Source organism: Thalassotalea agarivorans (assembly GCF_030295955.1).
GTDB lineage: Bacteria > Pseudomonadota > Gammaproteobacteria > Enterobacterales > Alteromonadaceae > Thalassotalea_D > Thalassotalea_D agarivorans.
In genome coordinates, this window is sequence record NZ_AP027363.1 from 3214616 (window position 1) to 3231740 (window position 17125).

The 17125-nt window shown below is 42.4% G+C and carries 14 protein-coding genes; 3 read left to right on the plus strand and 11 right to left on the minus strand.

Annotated elements, in window-relative coordinates; translation table 11 throughout:
• Nucleotides 1-94: 94 nt before the first annotated feature.
• The 3 genes from QUD85_RS14730 (at nucleotide 95) to QUD85_RS14740 (ending at nucleotide 3219) form a co-directional block, all read left to right on the plus strand.
• Nucleotides 95-928 carry a LysR family transcriptional regulator gene (locus tag QUD85_RS14730; protein ID WP_093328715.1) on the plus strand — a complete coding sequence of 278 codons (834 nt, stop codon included), beginning with the start codon at nucleotides 95-97 and terminating at the stop codon, nucleotides 926-928.
• A gap of 108 nt (nucleotides 929-1036) precedes the next feature.
• The gene (locus QUD85_RS14735; RefSeq protein WP_093328717.1) at nucleotides 1037-1780 is read left to right on the plus strand and encodes a peroxiredoxin-like family protein; all 744 of its coding nucleotides are present in this window, start codon (nucleotides 1037-1039) and stop codon (nucleotides 1778-1780) included.
• Between the two features lie 314 nt (nucleotides 1781-2094).
• On the plus strand, nucleotides 2095-3219 hold the full coding sequence (locus QUD85_RS14740; RefSeq protein ID WP_093328718.1) for an MBL fold metallo-hydrolase: 1125 nt from the start codon (nucleotides 2095-2097) through the stop codon (nucleotides 3217-3219).
• 88 nt (nucleotides 3220-3307) lie between these two features.
• Here the strand turns inward: QUD85_RS14740 and QUD85_RS14745 are convergent, their stop codons facing one another.
• The 11 genes from QUD85_RS14745 to QUD85_RS14795 all read right to left on the minus strand — a co-directional run bounded on the left by QUD85_RS14745 (nucleotide 3308) and on the right by QUD85_RS14795 (nucleotide 16972).
• Entirely contained in the window at nucleotides 3308-8608 is a 5301-nt protein-coding gene (locus QUD85_RS14745) for a S8 family serine peptidase (RefSeq protein WP_177168866.1), read from the minus strand.
• Between the two features lie 269 nt (nucleotides 8609-8877).
• A complete protein-coding gene (locus QUD85_RS14750) occupies nucleotides 8878-10053 on the minus strand; it encodes a sensor histidine kinase (protein WP_093328722.1) in 1176 nt (391 codons plus the stop codon).
• Complete coding sequence (locus tag QUD85_RS14755; RefSeq protein WP_177168867.1) at nucleotides 10046-10747, minus strand: response regulator transcription factor; 702 nt, start codon at nucleotides 10745-10747, stop codon at nucleotides 10046-10048. The genes QUD85_RS14750 and QUD85_RS14755 overlap by 8 nt, the downstream gene beginning before the upstream one ends.
• A complete protein-coding gene (locus QUD85_RS14760; protein ID WP_093328725.1) occupies nucleotides 10747-11148 on the minus strand; it encodes a DUF3019 domain-containing protein in 402 nt (133 codons plus the stop codon). Before QUD85_RS14760 ends, QUD85_RS14755 begins: the two co-directional genes overlap by 1 nt.
• A 1-nt stretch (nucleotide 11149) precedes the next feature.
• A complete protein-coding gene (locus QUD85_RS14765; protein ID WP_093328727.1) occupies nucleotides 11150-11968 on the minus strand; it encodes a MipA/OmpV family protein in 819 nt (272 codons plus the stop codon).
• Nucleotides 11969-12097: 129 nt separating this feature from the next.
• Nucleotides 12098-12955: an aminotransferase class IV gene (locus tag QUD85_RS14770; RefSeq protein WP_093328728.1), complete on the minus strand. Its 858-nt coding sequence runs from the start codon at nucleotides 12953-12955 to the stop codon at nucleotides 12098-12100.
• 10 nt (nucleotides 12956-12965) lie between these two features.
• Nucleotides 12966-13811: a DUF4392 domain-containing protein gene (locus QUD85_RS14775; RefSeq protein ID WP_093328730.1), complete on the minus strand. Its 846-nt coding sequence runs from the start codon at nucleotides 13809-13811 to the stop codon at nucleotides 12966-12968.
• 2 nt (nucleotides 13812-13813) lie between these two features.
• Complete coding sequence (locus QUD85_RS14780; RefSeq protein WP_093328731.1) at nucleotides 13814-14752, minus strand: 5-oxoprolinase subunit C family protein; 939 nt, start codon at nucleotides 14750-14752, stop codon at nucleotides 13814-13816.
• Nucleotides 14749-15468 (minus strand): 5-oxoprolinase subunit PxpB, encoded by a 720-nt coding sequence (pxpB, locus tag QUD85_RS14785; RefSeq protein ID WP_093328732.1) that lies wholly within the window; start codon nucleotides 15466-15468, stop codon nucleotides 14749-14751. The genes QUD85_RS14780 and pxpB overlap by 4 nt, the downstream gene beginning before the upstream one ends.
• Complete coding sequence (locus QUD85_RS14790; protein ID WP_093328733.1) at nucleotides 15459-16184, minus strand: 5-oxoprolinase subunit PxpA; 726 nt, start codon at nucleotides 16182-16184, stop codon at nucleotides 15459-15461. The genes pxpB and QUD85_RS14790 overlap by 10 nt, the downstream gene beginning before the upstream one ends.
• A complete protein-coding gene (locus QUD85_RS14795) occupies nucleotides 16181-16972 on the minus strand; it encodes a putative hydro-lyase (RefSeq protein WP_093328735.1) in 792 nt (263 codons plus the stop codon). Before QUD85_RS14795 ends, QUD85_RS14790 begins: the two co-directional genes overlap by 4 nt.
• Nucleotides 16973-17125: the final 153 nt, after the last annotated feature.

Here is a 17125-nt window from a genome sequence, read left to right on the forward strand (position 1 = left end):
TCCTCCTAATAGCTCATTACGCAAAATGTAGTTGAAAAAGATTAAATAAAAAATCAAAATAAAATGACCGATTTGATAAATTATTTTTATTAAAATGAAAATAGAATTACTGTCGACCTTTTTAGAAGTTAGCCAAACCTTGCATGTTCGTGTTGCCTCGGAAAATTTGTTTTTAACACAGGCAGCAGTGAGTAGTCGCATAAAACAATTAGAAGAAGAGTTGGGGGTATTGTTGTTCGACCGAAGTCAAAAACGATTAAAGTTAACCGCAGAAGGGCACAAACTGGTTAAGCATGCCAATGAATTATTGGTTATGTGGCAAAAAACAAAACAAGATGTTGGTGTTGCTAAAGGAGAAGCAGAGCAATTATTTGTTGGTTCGATGGTATCTATATGGGATATCGTGCTACAAGAATGGCTGCATAAAATAGATAAGAACTTAGATGGAGTTCACCTTTCTACCCATAACTATTCGCAGATAGAGCTTAGAAAAAACATACTTAACCGTATTATTGATATCGCATTCTTGTTTGAACCACCATACATTGAAGACTTGATTACTGAAAAGGTAGCGACGGTACCGCTCTATCTAGTGTCGAGCGATCAAGAGCCAAATCTAAACCAAATGGTTATGGTAGATTATGGCGAGGCGATAAACAGCCAATTTATGAGAGATTTCAGTGAAGTATCAACGGTTCGTCATCACATGAGTCAGCCTCGTATTGCTATGAATTTTATATTAGAGACGGGTAGCTGTGCTTATTTGCCGCTACAAATGTGCTTTGAACATGTCAGAGAAGGCAGGCTCTTTATTCAAGAAAGCGCACCTCAATATAGTCGTGACATTTATGCTATCCACTTAACAAAAAGTCATAAATCCAACCTAATAAGTGAAGCTTTGTTACTATTCCCCTATCTGAGAAAGTAGATGATGGTAAACATCTTTAAAGCCAATTGTTTTAATGAACTGAAACCATGAAATTAAACATCCAGTACTCTGGTCTGATGCTTGAACCAATAAATATTAGGAAACACCATGCGCAATTTAGCACTTATATTTTCAATCTTTCTAGTCGCTTGTGAAAAAAATGAGTCCACACAAGTAGCACCACAACCAACCAAAATGACTTATGAGCAAGCGCTTAAAAGTGATGACTTCAAAAAAATTGCTGGCAATATCGGTAGTAAATTCACTGAAGAAGATCGCGCCAAAATGGGTGCAGCTAATGCCAAAATGAAAGAAGAAATGGCCAATGCTGGCCTGACCGTTGGCGCAATGGCTCCAGATTTCACTCTAACCAATGCCTTTGGCGGACAAGTTTCGTTAAAAGAAACACTAGAACAAGGCCCTGTGGTACTAGTATTTTATCGTGGCGCTTGGTGCCCATTTTGTAATATCCATTTAAAGGTATTACAAGACAACATGCCTGAATTTAAAAAATACAACGCGCAGCTTATCGCTGTCACACCGCAACAACCTGATCGCTCTTTAGAGCAGTTAAAATCAGGTAACTATGACTTTGAAGTACTTAGCGACTTAGACAACAAGGTTATGCAGGACTACAACTTATATTTTGAAGTAGCGCCTGACGTTGTTGAAATTTATAAGCGCGTTGGCATTGATTTAGAAGGTCATAACGGCGAAGGTCGCGTTGGCTTACCTGTACCTGGCACTTTTGTCATCGACCAACAAGGTAAAATCGTTGCACAACATGCAGACGCAGACTATTCAAAACGCATGGAACCAGCTGAAATCTTAAAAGTACTATCTTCTCTTTAGTACATTTGGGGTCAGAACATGTTCTGACCCCAGCTACTCAACTAACCACTTGCTATCCCTCCCCGCTAGCGGTATTACCTTCAAATTTTTACCAACGAAAAATCTTAAACCTTTAATTTAAAATTATTTTTCTTAGTTTTATTTAAAACTTAATCAGCAATTTGGTCTCTAAACTCTAATGTCCGGATCTTATATTTGGGGTCAGAACATGTTCTGACCCCAAATATTTTGATACAGAATTTATGGGATATTAAACTTATCTACTGTTACATTCGTTTTTGGTTATTGAGCTTTAGTTTATATACGAGAATTACATGTCTGTTTTTTCCAAAAAGTCGATCATTGCAATTGCAGTGGTATCCTCCATATCGTTAATGCTACCGGCAGCATTAACAGGCTGTGCCTCACTTGGAGAAACGCCAAGTGATAAACAAACGATCCACTATAAAGACTCGGTAGCATGGGACAGTGAACGTGGATCTTTTGTGAATTTGAATCAAGATGAAATAGACGAAATGCAAGACAATATGAGTCTCATTGAAATGCTAACTACTTGGTGGGCAAGCGACGGGCAATTAGAACCACCAGGCCCATTGCCAGAGCAGATCCCCGACCTTTCAGTGTTTTCCGCCGAAAATCAAGATATTCGTTCAATGTGGTTAGGTCACAGCAGCTTTTTGATCAATTTTAAAGGCACAAATATTCTTATCGACCCAGTATTTGGGCAGGCAAGCCCTGTCAGTTTTGCGGGTACCCGTTTTCAGCCGCCAGTTATCAAAAGAGAGCAGTTGCCTAGCGTTGATTACGTAGTTATTTCTCACGACCATTACGATCACTTAGAAATGGAAACGGCGAAGTTCTTTGCCGACAAAGATATAACTTATTTAGTACCTTTAGGTGTGAGTTCTCATCTAGTTTCATGGGGCGTGCCTCGCGAGCGAATCATCGAAATGGATTGGTGGCAAGAAACCACCCTAGACGGCATTACCTTTGCCAATACACCATCACAGCATTTTTCTGGTAGAACAACTTCTACGTCATTTAAAACACTTTGGTCGTCTTGGGTAATCAAAGATGACGTTAATTCGTTGTTCTTTAGTGGCGATACCGGCTATGGACCTCATTTTAAGGCTATCGGTAAAAAATATGGCCCTTTTGATTTAGCCTTTATGGAAAACGGCCAATACAACGAGCGCTGGCCTTTAGTTCACTTAATTCCAGAACAAGGCATAAAAGCCTTTAATGAGCTTAATGCGAAAACTTATTACCCTATTCATTGGGGCATGTTCAATCTGGCCTTGCACGACTGGGATGAGCCCATCAAAACAATTGATAGTCTTACCAAAGAAAATGATATTAAGATGATCGCACCGCAAATAGGTGAGGTTGCACCGCTTTTAGAGTACCAGCAGCAGTCACAATGGTGGTTACTTCCGTAACAAAAGCAAGCTAATGAAAACCAACGTAGCTAAAATTTAGGCATAAAAAAAGAGGCGCTAAGCGCCTCTTTTTATTTCAAGCAAATGATTAAGCTACAAGCTTAACTGCTCTTCTGCGAATTGCAGCAACCGCTAGGATTAATGTCATAATCCATGCAGCACCTGAAGACTCAGTATCAGCAACGTGTTCGCTACCGTCGTTGCGTGGTGCAACTTCAATTGTGAAGTCGATAGACGCTGACATATCGCCATCGCTTACTGTTAACGTGAACGTGTGCTCACCAACAGGTAAGTTAGCAAGTTGTGCAATATTTGCGTTGTGAACAACATTACCGTTAGCGTCAGTCCATTCGAACGTTAATGAATCCATTGCATTCATGTCGTAAGAAGCAGAACCGTCTACTGTCACAGTTTGACCTTCGATGATTGAGTAGTGACGCTTAGCAATAACTGCTTGCGGTGCTACGTTTTCACCTGGCTCTACTGTTAGCATGAACGACGTAGATTGCGCATCAGACGCATTTGCACCATCAGCCACTGTTACTGTTACTTCTGTTTCGCCAACCCAAGCCGCTGTAGGAACGATTTGAATCATCGCACCACTCTCGTGGCTATCGATTACAGCAGAAACATTGTCTCCAGATACAGAAATAACGTTGTTTACGTTGTTGTTATCCATGTATGCAACTTGTACTTCAGCTACCGTGTTTTCAGCAATAACTTGGTCATCGATGCTGTATAACAAGATGTTTGAAGGAACGCTTAAGTGCTTCTCGAAAGACGCAGAATCAGAACCTGAAACATCTGCATTTACGTTAATTGTGAACGCTTTGCCTGATGCATCATGAGGTACTTTCACGTAGAACATTACGTCAAACGCTGTAACTTCTGGACCATTGTAGTCAAAACATACTGCCATACCGTCTTCTAGGAAGTTATTTAAACCACCGAAGCCGTCAAAACCAGGAATGATTGACTGACGATGCCAGCCGCCCCAAGGACCTGCAGTACCAGCAAGTGGCGTAGTGAAGCCAATAATACCTGCTGTTGCTGCGTTTTCTACCATTAGGCTCTCTTGGAATTGTGAACCGTTAGAGTTAAACGCACCAAACGTCATGTTGTCGTAAGCGTATACGATTTCGTATTCACCTTCGCCTTGCATGTAGTCACGAGAGAAAATAACTTGTGCATCGATCTTAGTCGTAGAATCTGGGTTACCTTTCCAAGGCATACCTGGAGGACAACCACGGAATCCACAAACACCATCTGGCACAACGTGTTGAAGGTTATCCCACTCAACTAATACGTGTGAACCACGGTTTTGCTCATCAACTAATTGTACGAATGAAATACCTGATACACCGTCGCCATTGTCATCTAATGAATAAGGCGCACCAAATTCCATACCTGCAGCACCGAAGCCTGCAGCACCATGCCAGAATACACCCATGTTTGCATAGTAGAATGGGTTGAACGCATCGCTGTATGACATGTTGCCAGCACCAAATGTTGGATGCCATTGGCCAGTAAAGTTAATCATACCGTTAGAGTGGATGAAAATACTGTTTGTCTTAGCTTGTGATGTAGTTTCAGAACCGAATAGTGAGAACTGTTCGTTAGCTGAACGATCATCTTGGAAGATCTCGCTAAACGCTACTTGAAGCGGGCCGTCACGGTTAGAGTTAGGCGCACCTTCAACTGGTTCGAAACCATATTCAGCTAGATCAACGTAACCACCGTCACCTACTGGAGTACGACACATTTCATCTGTTAATGAATTTGTAATCGTGTATACACGCTCCATGTCACGGCTATTTGGTTGGATACCAGAAATTGTGAACATGTTTCCTTCAACACTTACTTCAGCGTCGATGAAACGGTTGTCACCTAACAGCACACTACCAGCAACTAATTCTAAGCCTGCAGGGATTTCACCTGTTACAGTGAATGTGCGGTCAATACCCGTTAAGTTAGGTAGTACAGATAACTTGTAACCAACATAGTTGTTGATACCAGAACGCTCTTGCGTATCTGCCATAGAAATTTCATTTACACCACGTACAAAGTTAGTGCTGATGAAACCAATATTGTCTTTGTTGTTTGCATCTGAACCAAACTCGATTGCACTGTATAGCTTGTCGCCAACCATCCAATCGCTCTCGTTAATTTCAACAGAAATCGCGCTGTATGCGTCGCTAGAGCTAGTTGCTGGAGCATCAATGCTGATGTTCGTTGCAACGTCATCTAAAACAACGGCTGTAGCAATTTTGCTGTTGTAGAAACGTGGTTCCATTTCATCTGCCGTGTACCATCTTTGATTAGTGTTATGCTCTTGGAACACAACCCAATATGTGCCGGCTTCAGGGTTTGGCACATTACACCAATCCATGATTTCTGAAGACGCGATAACAGACTTACATACAACTTCTTCGTCATAGTCTACTTCACCATCTTCATCCGCATCGATACCAAGGTAGATACCCACGTTTGCAATTGGGTTAGTTGACTCATATGGGTCAATTGGAGCGCCATGCTCTACTACTTCAGCGATTAAACGCTTAGCGTTAGCTGGTACGTCTACCCACTCAACGTGCACTTTAGTAGTGTCTAATTCAATTTCGAATAAGCTTGAACCAGATGTGTTGTGACGCTCTACTAACTGTACTTCTTTAACGTCAGCTTTAACTGGCGCGTATGCAGTTACTTGTAGGTCAGTTGAATCACCTAGCATTAAACCACCTAAGCCATGAGTTGAGCTGTCTGCATGCGCAGTAAACTCAGCTACTTCAGGAAGCTTGCCGCTGTCTAATTGCATTTCAACGTTCATGCTAGCAACAGGTACTTCAGGGTTTTCATGCGTTAGGTTAATTTTACCAAATACAGCAAAACCACGCGGTGACTCATAAGAGTTACGAGAATCAATCCAAGAACCAGTTACGATCAAGCGTTGTTTTTCACCCGCTTTCAACGTGAATGTAGACGGTTGAACGTCAACACCAACACTGATTTCGCTTGTTTCTGTTTCTACTGTCCAAGTACCGTCAACAGTTGCTTCAACTTCACGTACCCAAGTACATGCATGGTAACACTCACTATCAACCATGTTTGGTGTGTTAAGTGCACCTAAGTTACCGCCTTTTGTTGGATCAGCAAGCTTATAGTGTTCAACAGGAACGTTCATGATTAGGCCAGAGTGAATTGCACTGTCTACTTGTGCAATACCTGAGCCATAGAACCATGGGTTAGTTCCGCCTTCACGACCATACTTGTCTTTTACTTGGTCATTCGCTGTTAGTTGCATTGCAGACATAACTTCTGATGGCGTCCAATCTGGACGAGCTTGTTTGATCAATGCTAACGCACCTGCAATGTGCGGGCTAGACATTGAAGTACCAGAAATGTCAGCAAATTCAGTTGGTGCCGCGTAAATCGTGAACGGCTGATCATCTGAGTATGCAGAATAAATATCAGAACCCGGTGCAGCAATGCTTGGCGCCGTTGCTTCACGGTATTCTGGGTAGTATGCGTAACCGATTGAACTGAATTCAGAAATTGCATCAGCGCGTGTTGCATTTACGTTTGCTGTTGCAGTAGTCGCAGGTAGTGTACCCATGTGACCATCTGAGTCATTTAACCAAGTTACAAAGTAAGGTGCATCCCACTTATCCATTTGCACGGTAGGAATTGAATGTGCAATAAACGGATACATGTCCTGTGAAGACTCATCTGTGTTATAGATGATAACTGCGGCAGCACCACCAGCTTCAGCGTTTGCTGATTTTTCAACTAGAGGGTTTTCACCACGCTCACAAGCAACGATTTCGCCTTCAGCGAAAGTACCAGCAGCGAAAGGCGCTGAACATAGTGCGTCACCGAAGTTTTCTGCAAGAACGATTTTAGCCGTTACTGCTTCGTTAACCCAACCGTTAATGTCTAAACGGTAGCTAGCAGGAATGCTAGTGCCATTGTAAGTAGCGCCTTCGATACGGTGTGTTGTATCTACAGCGAAAGTACGGCCGTGCTGTGTAGAAGCAACAGATAATAACCATGGAGAAACGTGGTTAACTGTTTGATAAGCACCTGCGTTACCTGCTGATGCAGCAACGTTGATACCTGCTTCATGCGCCGCTAAGAATGCTAGTTCAACAGGATCCGCGTGAGGATAAACACCACCAGAAATTGAGTAGTTGATTACGTCAACGCCATCAAGAATCGCTTGCTCAATTGCCGCAACGTTTGCAACGCTTGGACAACCTGAGTAAAGGTCGCCGTAGTTACCTGGGTAACATACTTGATAGGCAATTAAGTTAGCATGTGGCGCGATACCTGACACTTTTTCTATTACAAGATCAGTTTCTAAACCAGGGTGAGTAAAAGCCATCGCCGCTTTTTTGTAAGGCACGTCATAAAGTACGTTACCTGCTGCGATACCTGCTGTGTGAGAACCGTGACCTTGGTAGTCTTCACCATTAGCTGGACGAGATTCTGCGAATTCTGGATCGCTAAACGCACCAGTGATTAGTGGGTGAGACCAAACACCAATAAGTTTGTCGTTACACAGGTTTTCTTGGCCTTCTACTGTACAGTCATGAAGGAAATTGCCGCTACCTAACGGGTTTTGTACCGTGTAGCCATCGTCACCTGTTGCAGCGAATGAACGGTGATCGGTATTGATACCTGTATCAATTACACCGATTAGCATGCCTTCACCTTTAAGGCCTGCTTCACCTGTAGATTCAGCAAACATGCTGTCTTCCCAAACGTTTGTTACGTTTGTACGAACAGGTGATACGTCCATAAGAAGTTCGTGATTAACAACACGGCTAATCGTTGCAACTTCATTTAAACGCGCTAATTCTTCCGCTTCGTCTTGAGTCAACGTAGCTGTAACCGCGTTAAGAGCAATTTGAAAACGCTCTTGACCGTCAACGGCAACACCTACTTTTCTCGCTTTCGAGATGAAAGCGTCTTGCTTACCTTCTAGTTCACCGATGTAAGCAGCAATAGTTGCGTCTTGACGTAAGTCAACTTTACGCGCACCAAGTGTTTTATTGGCAAAAAGAGGCTTAGTCGCGCCAACACCTTGAGCATCACCTTCGTATAATGCAGCTGGTGCATCTTTTAAACGGATGATGTATTGGTTTGCACCTTCAACGTCTGCTTCGCGGACAAATTTCTTTGTCGGTTGCATTTGAACGTTCAGACCATTGCCTTCTAGCATAAAGCTTGGATCTTGCGCTGCTACACTTTGCGTTCTCGCTTTAACCGCTTCAACACTTAATTCAATCGGCTTGATTGTATAAGTGTCTTGCGTAGTAGCCGACGCATTCGCCATGCCTGCTGCATACAAAGCAGAAGTCACAAACAAACTTGTCTTCTTAAATTTCATTATTGTTTCTCTCCAACTGGACATTGAATATCACCGAGGTGATATCGATTTTTATCGCAGATATTTGTTCGTTTTTAAGCGATAAAAAGCTGATATTCGAATGCATAAACATGCAAACAAATAGAGGTTATTAATAGCATAGGGAGGTCTAGAAGAGGTGTGGTGGTGTGTAGCATTTTGTAGCATTAATGCGACAATAGCAGACAGATGATAACAATCACAAAAACAATATAAGCAATTGTTTTTAAATCATTTTAAAGGTTTTATTTTTAAGATTTGCTCAGCTTTTTTGGAATTTCAAAAGTGACTGCAGCACCGCCTAAATGGCTTCTACCCAGCAATAAGTTACCGTTATGCCTATTCAGTATCTTTGAAGAAATATACAAACCTAAACCAAAGCCGACTGCGGTACCTTCATTTAGCTTTGCCATGTGCGCTTTATCAAAGCCTACGCCATCGTCTTCTACCATAATAACAATATGACTAGGGCTTTCACTGACACTAAGACAGATGTGTTTGTTAGCATACTTAAAGGCATTGTTGAGCACATTAGTCAGCGCTAATTCAAGTTGAACCGGGTTGCAGTATAGTTGGTGACTCGCTTGTTTAAACAATGTTTCCAATTTAACCGGCAAGCCTTTGTATTTTTTAGCGATGTCACTGACAAATTTGAGAATCGGCTGCGCTTCAATATAGTGTTTATCTATCAATTGCGAGCGGCTGTATTCTAGATATTCATCCGCAATTTTTTCGATCTCAGCAATATCTTGCAGCATGCGGGTATTATGCTTTGTTGCTATATCACCTTCGATACGTTTGAGCACAAAGCGCATCCGCGCTAATGGCGTTCTCACTTCATGCGCTATAATGCGCGCGATATCACGATTTTGTTCGACAATATCATGCAAGCGATTGGCCATGTCGTATAGGGTACTAGCAAGAGGGTAAACGCTTGACGAACGCGAAGTCTTGAGCGGCTGTGGTTTGGGATTTTCGGTAAATTCCACCGCGCATTTTTGCAAATAGCTTATATCGCGGAACAGTGGCCTAAACACGAGCAGAAACACAATCGCCAGCATCGAAAACAACACAAGGATAATGTATTGATTAGATTGCGCTTTTTGCGTAGATACTGGGCCCCAACGTAAATAGGTGCCTTGCATTTCTTGCATTAAAAAGTAGGTATCTATGCCAACGGTAAACGAGATAATTTGGCCGTTTTCAAGCTGTTTATTAAGCTCGTCTGACAATTGAATATCGGTATTGCTTAACCTAGTGTAATCCGTTGGGCGACCACTAGTAACAGTACTAAAGATCTCCTCCACCGATACGTAATAGTCTTTTTCAGTCGATAGAATCGCTTGATAGACCAAGCTAAAACTGACAATAACCAAAATGACCGCTATCAGTACCAGTAGATAAAAGCGAAAAAAGCGACTATCCATGGCTAATGTGTGCCCAATACTTGAAGCGGTATCCTTTGTTCCTAATTGAATCGATTGATAGCTCGTCAAAATCCAATGCGCTGAGCTTCTTTCGCAATCGACTTATTCTAAGATCAGCTGCGCGGTCTTGGCCATCATAGGGTCGACCTATGACTTTCTCAAATAGCTCATCTCGAGATATTGTGGTATTCCCTTGGTCGATAAAGAAACTCAAGATTTCATATTCTTGGCGAGTTAGCTCTAGCGTTTGGCCAAGGTAATGAATCTCTTCCAATGTTTTATCAAGTTTCAATTCACCAAGAGCAATCACATTGCTATAGTTTCGGCGTTCGTGCAGACGGATATTAGCGCGCACTCTAGCAAGCAACACTTCAGGTGAAACAGGCTTTAGAATATAATCCGCCGCACCAATTTCTAGTCCTTTGATTTGACTATGATCGTCAATCACTGCCGTTAAAAATAATACGGGTGTTTGTTCCGGCACATTTAAGCGAGGGATTAACTCAAATCCTTCGCAATCTGGCAACATAACGTCACAGATAATGAGATCGAAAGTTTCTATTGATTGCGTAAGAGCATCTTCGCCATTGACAGCATGTGTCACGGCAAATTCATAATCTTGTAAAAAGTCGACGACAAGTTCTGCCAATGGCAGATCATCTTCAATCAATAAAATTTGATATTGCTGAGCCATTACAATATCCATCCTAAATGTCGACGATTACGCGTTTTGTTAGGTTGATATTGGCCTACATTCAACACCTTGCGGTACAGCACCTGACTCTGGGACTTATTATAAATGGCAACTTCTAACGCTTCTTTTACCAATAATTGCCTTGAGTAAACAAATTGCACGCTTTCATTGCCACAATAAACGATATCAAGCTGTTTAATCACAACACAAACAGCTTCAGGTTCTGTAAAGGTTAAGTTGACCGCCAAGGTAATGTTGCAAGTTTGCGTTTCGTTAGATGCTACGCACATATCTGGCGATATATTAGCTGTTACTATTTCTACATCATCATTAGCAATGCTTGTTTGCGAATAAGCAAACAAGGAAGCTAGTGAGATAAGAGTAAGTAAACGCTGCATCATCTTAGAATTTGTAACTCAATCCGACGAAAACAGAGGTGTAGTTAGTTTCATCAACGATGTAACCACGTTTTAACTTTGCATCTAACCAGTTTTGCTGCACGGTAAAGCCCACAGACCAATGTTGGTCAAAGTAATAATGAGCGGCAACTTTTACCCAAGGAGTAATCGTTTCACCGATAGATGGACTGCGCATGGGAATGGCCCACTCATCTTCGTGAACCGTGTAGTAGTAGTCGTTAATTTTTGCTGATTTGTAGCGTGCACCGACATTCCAAGCAAAGGTAAAGCGGTGGTAAATGTAACGATTAAACAACTGAAAAGTGACTTCATCGCCATGGTGAACGCCCGATACATCCTTACCCCAGCCGAGCTGCATGGTGTACCACTGCGTGACATTAGATACGTTGAAACCAGCTAAATAACTCGCGTTTCGTTCTAATGTTGCTACATCTGGAAGAGGATCTCGTCTCGTTGGTTGACGATATGAATTGCCTATTGCGCCCGGAATAGAAAGTGCTTTTGTTCCATCTAGCTGATAAAAAAATCCGTCTTCATTCAAAAAGGCGTACGCATCTACCATCCAATGTTCGTTTTCCAACAATGCGTAACCCACGGTGGTATTTTCGATATAAAATCGTTCACCGTAATATACGAATTCTGGCAAACCATAGAAGGTAATATCGTCACGATCTTTTACCGGGTTGGTAATATTTCCATAACCGGCTGAGATGACAAATTCGCCATTGTTTGCTTCTATTTGTGAGGTGGCGCTAGCTAAACATGTGCACAAAATCGCACATAGCGCAAAGAAATGCTTCACCTAGATTCTTACTTAAAATACTGCGTTGTCGGTGTTATAGCAAAACTGCTACACAAAATCACATAATTGGTACGAAATTGTGACAAAGTGTACAAATTGCTACATTGCACACTTTGTATACTGAGTTGGCTATTCTTCGAACTTATATTGGCTAAATAATGCCTGTGCAGCCAGCCAAACCTTGCCTATCGTGCCATCACCTATAGCATGCCCACCCACTTCTATGACAGGTGCAATTTCTTTGGTTGAACTAGTTATCCAAACCTCGTCAGCCGCAAGAAGCGTTTCTTTGGTAAAGGTTACTTCTTGCACGTCAAATTCACTAAATTGTCGCAATACCTTTAGTACGAGCAAACGCGTAATGCCCGGCAACAATTGATTATCGAGCGGGGGTGTTTTGATAGTATTGCCCTCAACAATAAAGACATTACTTGAACTTGCTTCTGTAATTTCGTCCTGTTGGTTATACAAAATTGTTTCATTTAAGCCTTTTTTATAGCCTTGCTGAAAATGCATTACATTACCCAGCAATGCAGTCGACTTAATATTACAGTGTTGCCAACGCAAATCTTGCTCTAACGCCACTTTATAAGCCTTAGCTTTACTTATATCTGCAACAGGTGGCGTTGGAACTTCAAACGTAAATGCATATACCGTTGGTTTTATATCATCAGGATAGGCATGATAACGTTTACTGTCTGTGCCTCGGCTAACATGTAAATAGATACCTAAATTAGGCTCGGGATTTTGATCGGCTAGCGTTAAACAAATATCTCGCCACTGTTGTTCTGTATATGGATTTGCAATTTCTAATGCAGCTAAGCCATCAGTTAAGCGAGCGATATGAGGCTTAAATCCAACCAGTTTTTTGTCATAACAAGGAATGACTTCATAAATACCATCACCAAATAAAAAACCTCTATCCATTGGTGATATTTTTGCGTCTGCCATCGGCATATAATCGCCGTTTAAAAATACTTGGCTCATGGTCTTCTCTTTAACTTAGTTCACACAAGGTATGAAGTTGTTTAATAATATCTTCGCCTTCGCTGTAACAAAGGCTGTCTTCTGTTAGCATATTTTTCTTAGTTACCCCATCGACACTGCCCAACTGTGAAAGATAGGAAAGAATCGATCTAGGCGCTATTTGCGCAAGTAAATTCTTTTCATTGAGTCGCGACAACAATGCAATCAAGCCATAGGCGGCCCAGTTTGATACATCTGCCACTAGTAATTCATCACAACTGGTCACAGACGGCATAATATCTAGCTGTTCAATTGCCGGCTTTACCTTGCCCATCCCAATTTCATTGCCACCGTCGCCAATGGCAATCGTTGGGCATTGCGCCAATGTCATAAAAAAGTCAAAACAAGCACAGCATGGAGAAATATCTTCACCTCGCATATTAAAATATCTTCCTTGTTCACTGAGCCCTGGACGTTCAATCGACACAATAGCTGACGGTGTTAGCAAGGCGAGCGTCTGCTGTGCAAACTGTGGCGCAGTCGCTATATCCCCAACAGGCAATTCAAAACAGGTAAAATCCTTCTGCAGTGCATCATACAATGGCTTGCCACAAACAAGTATAGGCTCCTTGCCAATGTCTTTGAGCGCATTATACAGAGCGATCGCGCCAACAGGACCATCAGTTTCAAACGTGTCTGCTACGGGAAAGCCCGTACCTATCAATATATTGTCTTGTGAGTTATGCAGAATATTTGCAGCGCGCCAATAATTATCCGGCTCTAACGCGGGAAGTACATGTTGCATGCCGCGCAAATTTTTGCGCACTAGCAGCTGCTCTATCGGTTGACTCAGCGCTTTAATTGTCGCTATATCCATAATTAAACAATAGTCTCCAACGTCAAATGCTGCATACGATAACGAGCAAGGTGCAACGCATTATGGGCTTGTTCGATAGTGATTGGCGTAAAAGACACGGTAGCTCCGGTAGCCAATTGCATTAAACCACTCAAATCGAGCGAAAATACGCTACCTAGCTTTGGATATCCTCCTATCGTTTGCCTATCGTTAAGCAATACAATTGGCTGGCCATCGGCAGGAATTTGAATTGCTCCTAAGGCGATGCCCTCAGAGAACATTTGTCGAATATCGTGTGACACTTTGGCACCTGTTAGGCGATAGCCCATGCGATCACACAATTCGCTTACCGTGTAAGTTTCACTGTAAAATTTGGCTCTTTCTTGCGCGCTAAATTGTTCGACTTGATACCCTTCTATTACACGTAACTCAGCAGATGAGCGGTATTGCGGACGAAACGCCTCCGCCAACTTTTGCTCTTTTATCGCTTGCTGCTTCCCGAGCGTTAATAGTTGACCGACTTTTAGTGGCTTGCCATCTATGCCACCTACTTTTTCGCGTGGCACTGTACTAACACTCGTAAAACTTTTGGTCAGCGATAGTCCACCAGAAAAGGCAATGTAACTGCGCACGCCTTCACTGGCATAGCCAAGCGATACCTGATCATGCTTTGACAAGGCAATAGTTTGCCACATCGACACGTTTTTACCGTTTACAGAAACCTGCACGTTCGCACCCGTGACACTAATATGCATAGGATGTAATGCTGTAAAAGAAAAACCACCAACAGCCACTTCAATTGCGGCAGCATTATCGTCATTTTGTAGTAATCGATTGGCGACGACAAAGGCAAACTTATCTGCTGGGCCACCTGTTGTTAATCCAAGGTGTGACTGACCAAAACGACCTAGATCCTGAATCAGCGATAACATACCGGCATTATCTATACGCAGCTGCGTCATATGATGGTCTCCGGTAATGTGCCGCCTTGGGCAATAAATTCTTGCTTTGAAATTGCATTAAAGGTGACAGTATCGCCAACCTCAAACGGGATATGGGGTGAATTATCTGGATCAAATAGCAATGTTGGACACAAACCTATAATGTTCCAACCGCCAGGTGACGTTGCTGGGTAAACCGCCGTTTGTCTATCAGCGATAGCAACACTGCCGGCAGGTACTCGTTGGCGCGGCGTTGCTAATCTTGCCATCGCAATTCGTTCGTCCACTTCACCTAAAAACGCGAAGCCTGGTGCAAAACCAATGGCATAAACTGCGTAACTTTGTTGGCTATGCAGTGCTATGACTTGTTCAATAGATAATTGTGCATGCTCAGCGATGCGCGCTAAATCAGGTGCAACCTGAGCATCATAATAAACAGGCAAAGTAATAATTTTACGCTCATCACTTTTTGTTGATTGCTTGTCGTCGAAACTAGCCGCAATACATTTACTGACAGCAAAATGATCAGTGAGCAACGGATCGTAAGTCACCATTAGCGAACAATAAGAGGGGACCAAATCGACTAACGCATTACCTAACTGTTGTTTGAGGTAGTGGGCTGTCTCGATAATGGCGACTGAATCAACTTGGGCTAAAGACTCTCCAAAATATATGATTAGCGAGTTTTCGCCGGCAATCGACACTTTTAGCTGGCCTTTCGCTGATTTTAACCACATAAAGCCTTAATCTCTTTAACTATTGCAATAGCCTGCTCGTTATCGCCATGTACACAAACTGTATCTGCTTGTATGTGGATAGTTTTACCACTATCCGAGGTGACGCTGCCGTCTTTAACCAATTGCTCTACCTGCGCCAACATAGCGACTTTATCTAGTACTGCACCCGACTGACTGCGCGGGGTTAACAACCCTTCATCTGTGTAACGTCTGTCTGCAAATGCTTCAAACAACAAAGATATTCCATAGCTACTTGCTTCATTTGTTAAGTATTCGCTGTCTGCTGTTGCCAATACCATTAACTTGAGCGGTCTATGGTACTTAGCTAACGCCTTATAGATGGCTTTTCGAGTCGATTCCTGTCGCATCATATCGTTGTACAATGCGCCATGCGGTTTAACATAGTCAATGGAGAGCTCGATGCTCTGTGCCATGCCATCAATCGCGGCTATTTGATACAGCACAAAGTCTTCGATTTCTTGTTCGCTACACTGCATTGATCGTCGACCGAAGCCAACCAAATCGGGGTAACTGGGATGCGCACCAACTGCAAGTCCATGCTGCTTAGCAAGCATCAAGGTTTTCATCATGGTAGAAGGATCGCCAGCATGAAAGCCACAAGCGATGTTGGCCATATCGATATGTGGCATTACCTGTTCGTCCAAACCCATTTTCCATGAGCCAAAGCTTTCGCCTAAATCGCAGTTTAATTTCATATTGTTGCAACCCTTAACGCGGAGTTTTTCAAGTCTGTCACCAACATATACCCTGGACTATGAGTAATGCAACTGCTTGGTTTAGCTGCCATTATCGCCATTTGTGGGGTAACGCCACACGCCCAAAATACCGGTACTTCGCCCTCTTTAATTGTTACGGCATCACCAAAATCAGGCTCATTAATGTGTGCAATACCGAGCGCTTTTGGGTCGCCAATATGAACCGGCTCTCCATGTACCCGCGGAAATTGCTTACATATTTCGACGGCACGTTCAGCATTTTCAAGCGTCATTGGACGCATACTTACCACAAGTGGACCGCTAAATGGGCCCACCGACTCGCAAGCCCTGTTGGTGATGAACATTGGTACATTTTTGTTTTCACTAATATTGCGAATCTCGATACCTTCTTCGAGTAACGCTTCTTCAAATGAAAATGAACAACCTAACAAGAAACTGACATAGTCCTGTTGCCATATAGCCCTGATGTCGGACAGTTCTTCTACAAACTGACCGTCAATAAAGTGTTTGTATTTTGGAATGTCTGTGCGAATATCAACATCAGTACCAAGTGCGGTTAGCGCGTATTCGCCTGCTTCAGACGCTTTGTATATTAGAGGACACGCCTGAGAGTTTTTATCACAAAATACCTCAAAATCGTCTGCATATTGAACCGGTAGTATCACCAAGTTACATTGAACATATCCGGGTGCTTGCCCTGACGTATTCTCGTTAAACTTGTTTTGCTTTATTGCTGCACGCAATAACGACGGATCTTGAAAAAGCATTGTTTACTTGGAGATTTTTGACAAAATGTAGCTCAATATTACATCAATATTGTTCAGTTAGCATTAGCTTGGCGATTTATTTATTACATGATTACTCGTTAATATTGGAATTAATAATTCCATAAGTATCATTTAACTGCTAACATTATCCCA